This is a genomic window from uncultured Muriicola sp., from assembly GCF_947258935.1.
Classification (GTDB): Bacteria; Bacteroidota; Bacteroidia; order Flavobacteriales; family Flavobacteriaceae; genus Muriicola.
On record NZ_CAMYKH010000040.1, the window covers coordinates 1 to 12,692 of the forward strand.

At 41.4% G+C, this 12,692-nt stretch carries 13 protein-coding genes; 6 read left to right on the forward strand and 7 right to left on the reverse strand.

Translation table 11 applies throughout. The features are described from left to right. Positions 1-201: 201 nt before the first annotated feature. From Q0X72_RS08430 to Q0X72_RS08445, 4 genes are all read right to left on the reverse strand, one after another. A complete protein-coding gene (locus Q0X72_RS08430) occupies positions 202-372 on the reverse strand; it encodes a hypothetical protein (protein WP_297764021.1) in 171 nt (56 codons plus the stop codon). A 649-nt stretch (positions 373-1,021) separates the two neighbouring features. After that, entirely contained in the window at positions 1,022-1,501 is a 480-nt protein-coding gene (locus tag Q0X72_RS08435; protein WP_297764023.1) for a cytochrome c, read from the reverse strand. A 46-nt stretch (positions 1,502-1,547) separates the two neighbouring features. Further along, a complete protein-coding gene (locus Q0X72_RS08440) occupies positions 1,548-2,507 on the reverse strand; it encodes an alpha/beta fold hydrolase (protein ID WP_297764024.1) in 960 nt (319 codons plus the stop codon). Positions 2,508-2,542: 35 nt separating this feature from the next. Further along, positions 2,543-3,514: a nitronate monooxygenase family protein gene (locus Q0X72_RS08445; RefSeq protein ID WP_297764026.1), complete on the reverse strand. Its 972-nt coding sequence runs from the start codon at positions 3,512-3,514 to the stop codon at positions 2,543-2,545. Between the two features lie 100 nt (positions 3,515-3,614). Here Q0X72_RS08445 and Q0X72_RS08450 point away from each other — a divergent pair, with 100 nt between their 5' ends. Further along, positions 3,615-4,094, forward strand: a complete 480-nt coding sequence (locus Q0X72_RS08450) for a thioesterase family protein (RefSeq protein ID WP_297764029.1) — start codon at positions 3,615-3,617, stop codon at positions 4,092-4,094. On the opposite strand, the gene Q0X72_RS08455 is transcribed toward Q0X72_RS08450, so the two are convergent. Both Q0X72_RS08455 and Q0X72_RS08460 read right to left on the reverse strand, forming a co-directional pair. Further along, positions 4,066-4,971, reverse strand: a complete 906-nt coding sequence (locus Q0X72_RS08455) for an EamA family transporter (RefSeq protein ID WP_297764032.1) — start codon at positions 4,969-4,971, stop codon at positions 4,066-4,068. The two genes, Q0X72_RS08450 and Q0X72_RS08455, sit on opposite strands and share 29 nt — an antisense overlap. After that, positions 4,968-5,324, reverse strand: a complete 357-nt coding sequence (locus Q0X72_RS08460; protein ID WP_297764035.1) for an arsenate reductase family protein — start codon at positions 5,322-5,324, stop codon at positions 4,968-4,970. The genes Q0X72_RS08455 and Q0X72_RS08460 overlap by 4 nt, the downstream gene beginning before the upstream one ends. 88 nt (positions 5,325-5,412) lie before the next feature. Between Q0X72_RS08460 and Q0X72_RS08465 the strand changes: the two genes are divergently transcribed. Next, positions 5,413-5,880, forward strand: coding sequence for a DinB family protein (locus Q0X72_RS08465; RefSeq protein ID WP_297764037.1), 468 nt, complete (start codon positions 5,413-5,415; stop codon positions 5,878-5,880). 2 nt (positions 5,881-5,882) lie between these two features. Here the strand turns inward: Q0X72_RS08465 and Q0X72_RS08470 are convergent, their stop codons facing one another. After that, a complete protein-coding gene (locus Q0X72_RS08470) occupies positions 5,883-6,632 on the reverse strand; it encodes a DUF3298 and DUF4163 domain-containing protein (protein ID WP_297764039.1) in 750 nt (249 codons plus the stop codon). Between the two features lie 138 nt (positions 6,633-6,770). Between Q0X72_RS08470 and Q0X72_RS08475 the strand changes: the two genes are divergently transcribed. From Q0X72_RS08475 to Q0X72_RS08490, 4 genes are all read left to right on the forward strand, one after another. Continuing rightward, positions 6,771-7,925, forward strand: coding sequence for a cystathionine gamma-synthase (locus Q0X72_RS08475; RefSeq protein ID WP_297764088.1), 1,155 nt, complete (start codon positions 6,771-6,773; stop codon positions 7,923-7,925). 103 nt (positions 7,926-8,028) lie between these two features. Next, positions 8,029-9,372: an NADP-specific glutamate dehydrogenase gene (gene gdhA / locus Q0X72_RS08480; RefSeq protein WP_297764042.1), complete on the forward strand. Its 1,344-nt coding sequence runs from the start codon at positions 8,029-8,031 to the stop codon at positions 9,370-9,372. Positions 9,373-9,453: 81 nt separating this feature from the next. Next, on the forward strand, positions 9,454-10,173 hold the full coding sequence (gene recO / locus Q0X72_RS08485) for a DNA repair protein RecO (protein WP_297764045.1): 720 nt from the start codon (positions 9,454-9,456) through the stop codon (positions 10,171-10,173). Positions 10,174-10,175: 2 nt separating this feature from the next. Beyond that, on the forward strand, positions 10,176-12,587 hold the full coding sequence (locus Q0X72_RS08490; RefSeq protein WP_297764048.1) for a TonB-dependent receptor: 2,412 nt from the start codon (positions 10,176-10,178) through the stop codon (positions 12,585-12,587). Positions 12,588-12,692: the final 105 nt, after the last annotated feature.

Here is a 12,692-nt window from a genome sequence, read left to right on the forward strand (position 1 = left end):
AAAGAAAAGAAGTACAGTTTTCATTTTGGATAGGTAAACAGGACTTGACAAAGATTCCTGAATTAAAAATATGAAATTTTGAGATAGGTCTGTGGCGGAGGTGAATCTACCTGCCGGTTTATCTACCTTAGGCAGTGCAGGCAGGTTATAGGCGCTGTTGTTCGTAATAATTGTTTTTATTCTGTTTTGGCAATTTTCGGATTATACTTCCTTAGAATCTTGATATCCTTTATAAGCTATCCCAGCACTAGCGATAGATCCAAAGATTCCAATTAACCAACTATCGGTAAACAAAAGTCCAATTCCGGCAATACAACCTAAAATCCCGAGTATAAGACCAAGGTTTAAATTACTTCTATTTATTTTACTCATTTCGTTCTTTTCTCTTATTATTTTTCGACACCAAATGTTGCTCGGCCGTCTTTTAACCCTTCATTAAAACCGGACTTAAAATCAGACCAATTAAATAGTATCTCAATAACAATCATTGTCAATATACCGAAAATGAAAAATTTGAAATCTCTGCGTGTTATTTTCATAGTTATGATTTTAATTTATAAACGGTTTTATCTAATTACTTATAGCCGTTGTTGTACGTAATTTTATATTCTTATAACCTCCTGGTCAATATAATAAAACCATAATTTTATTGGGCCCAGTAGGTGAACCACATAATCCAGGCTGCATAAAATAGTATTGGACAGAGGATTGAATTTGCCAGGAATAAGATGCCTATGGGTTTTTTAATAAAATAGAATAATAAACCTATTAGGAGATTAATTACAAATAATATCGGAATCACATAAAATATCGGAAGAGCGGATTCCGATTCTGGTTGAGCCTGATTAAACCACAAAACCATAAATATCAACTCAATGATAAAGACCATAATCCCGATAGTTATAACTATCCTGTGACTCATATTATCAAAATTACGTACAACTAAAACATATAATCTAAAAGTGCCCTTACCCAGTAATGTTACCCGGATAAGGACACTTCGGTTATACTTTATTATTTTCTATAAAGTCCGCAAATACTCGGCCACTGCCCTCGCATCTTCCTGGCTTAGGTTTTGGTTGAGCATAATGGCATTGTTATACTCCTTTAAGAGCGCCTTTGCAATAGGGTCTTCGCGCAGCATCCCATCAGGGTTTAGTATCATATTCATTACCCATTCCGGACTGCGGCGGTCGTAAACTCCTTTTAGTGCCGGACCTATCATGCGCTGTTCCGCCATATGGCAGGCGGTACAGATAGCGGTGTACTTGGCTTCCCCGGCAGCAGCCATCTCTGTATCTATCTCCGCATCAAAACTCATAGAAGTTATGGGCCCTACTCCCTTGTTGTTCATATCCACTGGTACTCCTTCAGAGGTGTTTGCTGTAGTTTCCACCGTCTTGGTGCGGCTCATTTCAAACCCTTCTTTTTTCTCTTCTTTTTTCTCGCCACAGCTTAGCACAAAACTTCCCAAAGCTGCTATTAGCAGTATTTTTTTCATATGTTCGTTGTTTTTCGGACCACTAATATAAGAAAATAGCGCATTTTTATTTTTCCTCTAAGAATTTTAATGCTCTTTTTTCTGTGTATGCAATGTTCTGAACATCATAAAAGCCTACATGACCTCCATAATTAGGCACCTCCAGAAAGAGATTTTCATTAGCAGCTGCATCTTGGTATGGATAGCATTCCGGCCCTAAAAAGGAATCATTTTGGGCATTGATAATAAGGCTGGGAATCTTAATTTCAGGTAAGAATTGAAGGGAGCTGCATTGAGCATAATAATCCAGGGCATCTGCAAAACCATGTGCCCTGCTGGTATACATATCATCAAAATCTTTTAGGGTCTTAATTTTTTCGATCTCCCAATCTGGTAGCAGCTCCGGGAACTGGGGTTGCTTGGCCTTTAATTTGGCCACCAGATGCTTGCGAAACCTGCGGGCATAGGGCAGGTTCTCCCAGCTCATTAAAGCGCGTAAGGAACTGTAAAGATCACAAGGTGCCGATATGGCGACAATACCCTTTAGTTCGTGGGGCAATTTCCTGCCTTCGCCTGCGTATTTCAGCACCATATTGCCACCCAGGCTAACCCCTTTAATATAGAGGTCTGTGTATTTTTTAGTTTCCAGCAGATGGGTTACCACGGCTTCCAGATCCTCTGTGGCCCCGGAGTGGTATGACCGGTATAGCCGGTTGGGTTCTCCGCTGCATCCCCTGAAATTAACGGCGCAGCAATCATAGCCCTCGCTATTAAAATATTTGGCACTCCCGGTAATATAGGGACGCTGTGCATGGCCCTCTAGGCCGTGCAAGAGTATCACCACCTTTGTGGCAGGTCTCGTTGCAAAACTCCAGTCAAGGTCCATAAAATCGCCATCATCTAGTTCAAGGCGTTCCCGATTTTGTTCCAGGTCCGTGATCTTACGGAATAACCCATAGTAGACCGTAGACACATGGCCATTTTTAAAAAGCAGGGGCGGGTTATAGTTCGATGTGATCTCAGGCATTAGGATATAATCTCAGGCATTAGGATAACATAGATTTAAGGATACGCCTGCAGGAGTTTAGTTTGTTCTTCTATGGCCTCCTTAAATTCCTTTTTTAAATGGGCAACCAATTCAGCCACCGGCAACACATCTTCCACAGTGGTAACTCCCTGGCCGGCAGACCAAATGGTTTTCCAGGCCTTGGCCTCGGTATCTAGCTCTTTCCCGAAGTCTATCTTCCTGTCTTTTTTTAGGTCCTCTTCGGTGATCCCTGCTGCCTTAAGACTGGCTCCTAAGAAATTGGCGTGTACCCCGGAGATGGCGGCCGTATAGACCACGTCACTGGCACCCGCCTTTATGATCATTTGCCGGTATTCTTCCGGGGCCTTACTCTCTTTGGTATTGATAAAGCGTGTGCCCATATAGGCGAGGTCGGCTCCCATTTGCATGGCCGAAGCAATATCTCGTCCTGTGGAAATACAACCAGACAGGATCACAGTTTTATGGAAGAACTTTTTGATCTCTGCTATTAAACTCATGGGGTTGATTGTCCCGGCGTGGCCACCCGCACCTGCCGCTACCAAAATAAGTCCGTCAACACCAGCTTCCGCAGCTTTTTCTGCATGGCGTTTTTTTATAACATCGTGAAATACCAAACCTCCATAACTGTGAATGGCATTCACCACCTGGGATACAGCCCCTAACGAGGTAATAATGATGGGGACTTTGTGTTTAATACAAAGCTTTAGATCGGCCTCCAGACGTGGATTGGTAGGGTGTACAATAAGGTTCACGCCAAATGGGGCGCACTTTTTCCCGGTTTCCTTTTCATAGGCAGACAGTGCTTCCTTGATCTCCACTACCCACTCTTCAAAACCCTCACTACTGCGCTGGTTAAGGGCGGGGAAGGTGCCAACAATCCCATTTTTGCAGCATTCTATGACCAATTGTGGCCCTGAAATAAGGAACATTGGAGCCGCTATAGCGGGGAGTGATAATTCTTTTATAAATGAGGGTTTAGATTCCATGCGTAAAAATTTAGGGCTAAAAATAGGGATTAATTTTTTGCAATCGATAGGCAAGAATTTTAAAACGGTAGTATTTTTGTGACTAAAAAACTAAGATACCATGCCCTACTTTAAAGAATTTGAAATTCGCTGGAGCGATCTTGATGCCAATTTACATTTGGGTAATAGTTCCTATACTAATTTAATGACCCATGCCCGTATGTCCTATTTGTCAACGCTGGGTTTTGACCATAGAAGCCTAATTGAACATCGCATTGGCCCGGTGGTCTTTTATGAGCATATGTATTATTTTAAGGAAGTCTTACCAGGGAGTACTGTAAAGGTTTCCGTAGAAGTTAAAGGTCTTAGTGAGGACGGGATGTTCTTTGAATTTCACCAAAATTTTTATGATGGCCAGGGAAAGAATGTAGCACGTTGTGAGCTTATGGGATCCTGGATGAGTTGGGAAACCCGAAAGCTTATGCCGCTTCAGGGCACATTGTTGGAGGGTATTTTAGGAGCTGAAAAAGCAAGCGATTTCAGGGTGCTTACCAAAGAAGACACCAGAAAGTTTAAGAAGTTTCCAAAGGATCTGGTCTAGCCTTTTTACTTACCAGGTATACCCCAAGAAAGACCAAGCAGGCGGCAATGATCTTTACAGGGCTCAACTGATCTTTACCCATAAGAATTGCAAAAATAATTCCCACGAACGGCTGTATATAAACAAAGACACTAACCGTGGAAGCTTTTAGCTGGGTTAGCGCATAGGCGTTAAAAAGATAGGTGCAAAAGGTTGTACCCAGGACAACAAAACCTATTTTCCACAAGACATCAACCGGAAGGGTGCTCCAGGAGATCTCAAGGAATTCCGGGAGTGCAATAGGAAGGTTTAGAAAGATCCCGATCAGAAAAAGCCATTTCATTAGAGTAAAGGGATGGTATTTTTCTACCAGTTTCTTAGTAAGGATGAGGTATAGTCCAAAAAATAGAGCATTAACCAGGAAGAGGGTATTTCCCAGGGGAATATTTGGGGCATCTTGTCGTATTTCCTGTCCATAGATGATAAGCCCAAGAGCACCAATGAGTCCTATGGCGATACCCAATCCTTTTATCAACCGTATTTTTTCCGCAATCAGAAAAGCAGATAATATCACCACTATAATGGGAGTGGTAGTAACCAACACAGAACTATTGATGGGCGTAGAAAGATCCAGGCCTTTAAAAAATGCCAGCATATTGATCGCCATCCCAAACAACGCGCAGATAAGAAGTCGGCCCCAGTCTTTCTTTTCGATCTTTTCTTTTGGTCCCAGAAAGGAAATTCCCCAAAAAAGAGCGGTTGCACCCAGAACACGGATCATAATAAAACCAAAAGGTTTTACATGCATAGGCATAACGCCTTTAGCGATCGTATGGTTTAACCCATAGATGGTAGTTGCCCCCAGGGCCGCCAAAATGGCCAGTGTTCGCTTGTTCAAGGGTGGAGTTTTTCTTTTGCAGCGGCCACCACATTTTTGGTATTACCTATAAATATCTCATCACCTAAAACCATTACAGGTCGCTTTAAAAAAGTGTAATGTTCTAATAGCATGCTGCGGTAATCAGCTTCTGAAAGTATTTTTTCCTTTAGATTGCGCTCTTTATATAGTCGTGCTCGTTTACTGAACAAAGCCTCATAGCTTCCGGCTTTCGCTTTAAGCTCATCGAGTTGTATGATAGTAAGTGGAGAACTCTTTATATCCTGTAGGGCTATTTCTTTAGCTGGGGCCAGTTCTTTGAGAATCCTTTTACAGGTGTCACAACTGCTGAGGTAGTATATGGTGTCTTTCATAACTGTAGTTTATGAGTTCTTGTAGAATATGCTCGCACAAAGAAACTTATTTAAACCCAATTATTATATTTTTATATAAAACTACTCCATGGAAAAACTGTTCGATATTACAGAAAAAATACATTACAACTTCAATAAGATCCTTACAACTACGCCTAAGGAACACCTTTTTAGTATTCCGGAGAACTTTAACAACAACATTTTCTGGAATATTAGCCATGTATTGGTAACCCAGCAATTATTGGTATACAAGTTGAGCAAACTTCACACACGTTTAGACTGGGGATTGGTCAAAAAGTACAGCAAGGGAACCTTTCCAGATAAGCATGTTACTGAGAAAGAAGTACAACAAGTGGCGGAAGCCTTACTTGCCACACCGGGATGGACCAAAGAAGATTATGAAAATGGAATTTTCAAGGAATACGATACTTATACTACCAGTGCCAATGTGGTCCTTGCCAATGTAGAGGATGCCATTGCCTTTAATATCTTTCATCTGGGATTGCACATGGGAACAGTACAGGCCATTCACAAAAAGCTGTTGGCTTCTGCCTGATCTTATAGTTTCATCCCAGGAGTAACAAATTTTTTTACTTCTCTGAACGGGATAAGGAGTTCTATTTGACCATCTGCATAAGAAGCCACCTCATATTGGTTGTAGAGCAAAAGAATGCCTTTGGGAGTAAGACCAATATTTTCCGGCAGGTAGAATGAATCTAGCTCAAACATAAACCCGGTACTATTGATTGGTGCTATTTCAGGGATATCTTCCTGTTTGCGAAACTTAGATTCCGCATAGGAGCGAAAGGCAAGCAGGTCTTTAAAAAGTGCCTGAGTGTCTATTTCTTGTCCTTTATTCATATCGAAATTCAGGAATCGCGTAGCCGCATATCCATGAGCCCCTCCTGTAAAAAGGTAGGAATCCAACTTTATAGAAAGCACCTGTCTATTCTCGAAAGAAACCTCTGCCTGTATATTTGCCTCCCATGGGATGGTCTCATCGGGATATACTTCTTTAAGTTCTTCATACCCTTGGGTAAAGGAAGTAATGGCTTCATCTATATTGGTAACTTCCAGACTATCAGCAAAGGTCAGTAAGCCTATTATTTCTTCTTCTATTGCTGTATTGATGGCCCTACTAAGTTTAGTATCTTCCAGGGCCTTCGGATATTGAATAGAAATATTTGGACAGGTAGCACAAGGAGAATTGTTATAGATTACTGGTTCCATTACCAGCGTTGTCTCTTCTTCACATGCTGTCATGATAAAAAGGATCAGGAGGATCCAGGCGAACGGGGAAAATTTCATACGTTTATATAAATAGGTACTACAAAACTACATTTTTATCCTTTGAGTTTCCTTTTTAAAGGAGGAATGATTTTATCCTTGAGAAAGCATTGGGGTAATCCGGATCATAACAATACCTTTGTAAACTATTCTAAGATCATGAGCAAACACCCATTAAAATTCAACAGCAAGACCATTCATGGAGGCCAGGAACCCGATGCCGCTTATGGCGCCGTAATGCCTCCTATTTATCAAACCTCTACTTATGCCCAAACCACTCCGGGAGGGCATAAAGGATACGAATATTCTCGCAGTGCCAACCCTACCAGAACAGCTTTGGAGCGCTCCCTGGCGAGTATTGAAAGCGGACAATACGGCCTGGCTTTTGCCAGTGGCCTGGCTGCCATAGATGCCGTTATAAAATTACTTTCACCGGGAGATGAAGTTATTTCTACCAATGATCTTTACGGCGGTAGTTACCGGCTGTTTAAGCAGGTCTTTGAAAAATTTGGAATCACATTTCACTTTATTGGAATGGGAGAAATAGCCGCGATAGAAGAAAAGATCAACAAGAACACAAAATTACTCTGGGTAGAAACGCCAACGAACCCTATGATGAATGTGATCGACATTAAAGCCACAGCTCAATTGGCTGCAAAACATAAACTACTCCTGGCAGTAGACAATACTTTTGCCACCCCCTACCTGCAAAGGCCATTAGAGTTAGGTGCAGATATCGTGATGCATTCTGCAACCAAATACCTCGGAGGGCACAGTGATGTTGTAGTAGGTGCCCTTGTGGTGAGCGATAAGGAATTGGCAGATAAACTGTATTTTATTCAAAATGCAAGTGGGGCTGTTTGCGGCCCCATGGACAGTTTCCTGGTTCTAAGGGGTATTAAGACCTTACATGTGCGCATGCAACGGCATTGTGAGAATGGAGAGGCCATAGCCCATTATTTAAAGAAACATCCGAAAATTGAGAAAGTCTACTGGCCCGGATTTGAGGAACACCCCAACCATGAGGTGGCTAAAAGTCAGATGAGTGATTTTGGTGGTATGATCTCCTTTATTCCCAAAGGCAGTAACTTCAAGGAAGCAGTCCATATTGTTGAAAAACTACAGGTCTTTACCTTGGCAGAATCGCTGGGAGGTGTAGAAAGTCTTGCGGGGCATCCTGCCAGTATGACCCACGCCAGTATCCCAAAAGTGGAGCGTGAAAAGAGCGGCGTGGTAGATTCTCTTATCCGGCTGAGCGTTGGGATAGAAGATGTAAATGACCTAATTGCGGATCTTGAACAGGCCATAGGGTAAGTATTTTATCAAATTGCCAAAAAAAGACCATTAAATTATTTAAATACCATAATTTTGCCGGAATATTGATAATTTAATAACAGCCTAAATTAATTAAGAATATATGGAAGCAAAAATCAAAGCCTTCATGGATGAAGTGACGGTGAGAAATGGTCATGAACCCGAATTTATCCAGGCAGTACAGGAAGTAGCAGAAACTGTGATCCCGTACATCGCCAAACATGAAATTTACAATGGCAAGAACATCTTGCTGAGAATGGTAGAACCTGAGCGCCTGCTTTCATTCAGAGTTGCCTGGGTAGATGATGATGGTGAGATACATGTTAATCGCGGATATCGTATTCAAATGAACTCGGCTATAGGACCTTATAAAGGTGGGTTGCGCTTCCATCCTAGTGTTAATGCGAGCATCCTTAAATTCCTTGCCTTTGAACAAGTGTTCAAGAACAGTTTAACCACCCTGCCTATGGGCGGTGGTAAAGGTGGATCCGATTTTGATCCAAAAGGAAAATCGGATGATGAGGTTATGCGTTTTTGCCATGCCTTTATGTTGGAACTTTGCCGGCATATTGGTCCCAATACGGATGTACCTGCTGGAGATATTGGTGTAGGTGCCCGTGAGATAGGGTTCTTGTTTGGGATGTATAAAAAGATCAGAAATGAGTTTACCGGGGTATTGACCGGAAAAGGACTTTCCTGGGGTGGATCCAAGATCAGACCGGAAGCAACTGGCTATGGAACGGTATATTTTGCCCAGAGCATGTTAAAGACCATAAACAAAGATATAAAAGGAAAAACGGTGGTCATCTCGGGGTCTGGGAACGTAGCACAATTCGCTGCTGAGAAGGTCATTCACCTGGGAGGTAAAGTAGTTACATTATCAGATTCAGGAGGCTACATCCACGATAAGGACGGAATCACAGATGAAAAATTGGCCTTTGTAATGGACCTGAAGAATAATAAAAGAGGTCGTATCTCAGAATACGTAAGCAAATACAAGTCGGCCAGTTACCATAAAGGCAAAACTCCATGGGATGTGGTATGTGATATTGCCTTACCATGTGCCACTCAGAATGAATTAGATGGGCATGGGGCAAAAGCCTTGATAAAGAATGGATGTATTTGTGTGGCCGAAGGGGCCAATATGCCTTCTATGCCAGATGCTATCCATGCTTTTCACGAAGCTAAAATCTTATTTGCACCCGGAAAAGCATCGAATGCAGGTGGGGTTGCAACCTCTGGTCTGGAAATGTCGCAAAACTCTTTGCGTATCAGTTGGACACGCGAAGAAGTAGACGAGCGTTTAAAAGGGATCATGGAAGATATACACGACTCTTGTATTGAGTATGGAAAAGATAAAGATGGTTATTGCAACTATGTAAAAGGAGCAAATATTGCCGGCTTTGTAAAAGTGGCAGATGCCATGTTAGCCCAAGGAGTTATTTAAGAGTCATTCAATAAATCATCAAAGCCCTCTGAGCATTTCTCAGGGGGCTTTTTACTATCTTTATATCCCAACCAAGGACCTATGCGCGTAACTACCAGGGCCATTGTACTATCTTCACTTAAATATGGGGATACAAGCGTGATCGTAAAGGCATTTACCGAATCTGACGGACTTAAAACCTACCTGCTAAAAGGTATAATGGGATCTAGGAAGGGAAAGCTTAAAGTGGCCTATTTCCAACCTTTGATGCAATTGGAGATAGTGGCAATACACAGGAACAAGGGTACTATGGAGCGTTTGCAGGAAGTGAAAAGCATCTATGCTTATCAAACATTGCATACCAATGTTACCAAGAATGCCGTTGCTTTTTTTCTGTCGGAGATGTTAGGGAATAGTATCTATGAAGAAGAAAAGAATGAAGGCTTATTTAGTTTTTTGGAAGCAGCCTTCCAATGGCTGGATACTCATGATCAGATAGCCAATTTTCATCTGTATTTCTTGCTGGAAATTACGAAGTATTTTGGCTTTTACCCAGAAATTACTACCGGAAGATCTGCCTACTTCGATTTGCAGGATGGAAGGTTTATTCCTCGTCCCGGACTAAATCCAATGTTAACAGGCGATGAATTAGACCATTTTACAGCCCTGTTAGGCATAAATTTTGATGCAATCCATACGATCAGGATGGGGAAAGAAGAGAGACAAGCACTGTTACAAAAGATTGTCCTTTATTTTGAATTACATTTGCACGGTTTTAGAAAACCCAGGTCCCTGGCAGTATTGAACGAAGTTTTTAACTAAGCATGCGCTTATTTTTCTTTTTAGGATGTTTATTTATTGTTTCTGGTGGATTGTCACAAGAAATAACGGTATTGGATGCGGACTCAAGACAGCCCATTGTCAATGCAGTGCTCTATAATTCAAATAAGTCGAGAACTGCCTTGACCGATTTTGATGGAGTCTGTGATCTTTCAAAATTCAATGGAACAGAACGCATTACAATTAGTCATATCGGTTATCAGGCAAGATCGGTTACCAAGAATCAACTTCTTAAGCGGGGGAAACGAATTTTTCTGATGCCCCAAACAGAACAGTTAGATGAGGTAGTAATGTCTATCTCTAAATGGGAACAGCAGAAAAAAGATATTCCTCAGAAGATCTCATCCATCAGCGCACAAACTATTGCGTTTACCAACCCTCAGACTGCAGCCGATCTTTTACAAAACAGTGGGCAGGTATTTGTTCAGAAAAGTCAGCTTGGCGGGGGGAGCCCTATGATCCGGGGATTTGCGACAAATAGGCTGGTATTATCTGTTGATGGAGTACGAATGAACAATGCCATTTTTAGAGGCGGGAATATCCAAAATGTCATTTCAATAGATCCTTTTACGATAAAAAACACAGAAGTAATCTTTGGTCCGGGATCTGTAATCTACGGAAGTGATGCCATAGGAGGGGTTATGAATTTTCTAACCCTCCAACCTAATTTTATACTTAGAGATTCTGTTGTAATCTCAGGGAATATTAATGGCCGTTATGCCTCTGCCAATACAGAAAACACCTACCATGCCGATATCAATATTGCCTCAGAAAAATGGGCATTTTTAAGTAGTGTTACCTATAATAACTTTGATGACCTCAAGATGGGGAGTCATGGTCCAGATCGGTATTTGAGAAATACTCTGGTAAATCGACAGAATGATACAGATGTATTAGTTATCAATGAAAATCCTAGGAAGCAAGTGCCAACAGCTTACGACCAGATCAATCTTTTACAAAAGATATCTTATAAACCTTCTAATAATTGGCAATACGATCTCGGACTTTATTTTTCAGAAACTTCTTCATATTCCAGATACGACCGATTAATTAGACCAAACAGTGATGAGTCAGGATTGCAGTCTGCTGAATGGTACTACGGTCCTCAAAAATGGTTTATGGGAAATCTTCAGATCTTTAATAATGCCCGCAGCAAATTTTATGATGGGGTAAAACTTACCACAGCTTATCAGTTTTTTGAGGAAAGCAGGAACGACCGTGATTTTCAGGATCCTATCCTAAACAAAACAAAAGAAAATGTGGATGTGTTCTCTGCCAATATAGATTTTGAGAATAAAAGAATGGGTAACCTCCGGCTTTACTATGGAGGAGAATATATTTATAACAAGGTTAATTCTGTGGGGAGCCAAGAGAATATTGAAACAGGTTCGCAAACCAGTGCAGCTTCCCGCTACCCGGATAACTCAAGTTGGCAAACCCTGGCAGGCTATGTCAATGCGGAGTATAAAGCCAAGCCAAATTTAACCTTACTATCGGGAATACGCTATAGCCATGTATGGATAGATGCTGTTTTTGACACTACATATTATCCATTTCCCTTTGACGAAGCCAATTTAAACAACGGTGCATTAACCGGGAGTCTGGGACTAAGCTGGTTTCCCAATCAATCGCTGCAATTTACTTTAAATGGATCCACGGGGTTCAGGGCACCTAATATAGATGATATTGGTAAGGTTTTCGATTCAGAACCGGGTTCAGTGGTAGTTCCCAACCCGCAATTAGAACCAGAGTATGCTTACAATATTGAAGCAGGAATAAAAAAGAACTTTAAGGATAAGGCAGTGATTAGGGCTGCCGCATTCTATACCTACCTGGTAGATGCCCTGGTCAGGAGAGATTTTACATTTAACGGAGAGAGTGAGATCTTGTATAATGGGGAACTAAGTAATGTACAGGCCATTCAGAATGCCGCTAAGGCTTATGTCTATGGGTTTGAATTTGGGGCTGAGGTATTCCTGACCAATGAACTGCAACTTACTACGAACCTAACCATTACAGAAGGTATTGAAGAGGACGATAGTGGGGAAGAATCGGCCGCCAGGCATGCAGCGCCTACATTTGGGGACCTTCATTTAATATGGATACTACCAAGACTAAAAACGGATCTTTTTCTCAACTATAATGGAGAGATCTCGTATGACAACCTTGCCTTAACGGAAAGGAGCAAAGACTATCTCTATGACCTGAATGCCAACGGCGATCCCTATGCTCCTTCCTGGTATACACTTAATCTTCGTTCTCAGTTTAAGCTGAGTGAAAAACTTACATCTTCTCTTACCTTAGAAAATATTACAGATCAACGTTATAGATCGTATTCTTCAGGAATTGCCGCCCCGGGAACTAATCTTATTTTAGGATTAGGCTATAAATTCTAACTACAAGACCTAAAAACTCCACTTTTTTTAAATTTTATTTCTCGTAAAAACAAAGGCGGTTTCTGATCTGAATATCAGTGATATAGGAGCTATAATCGCCCTAAA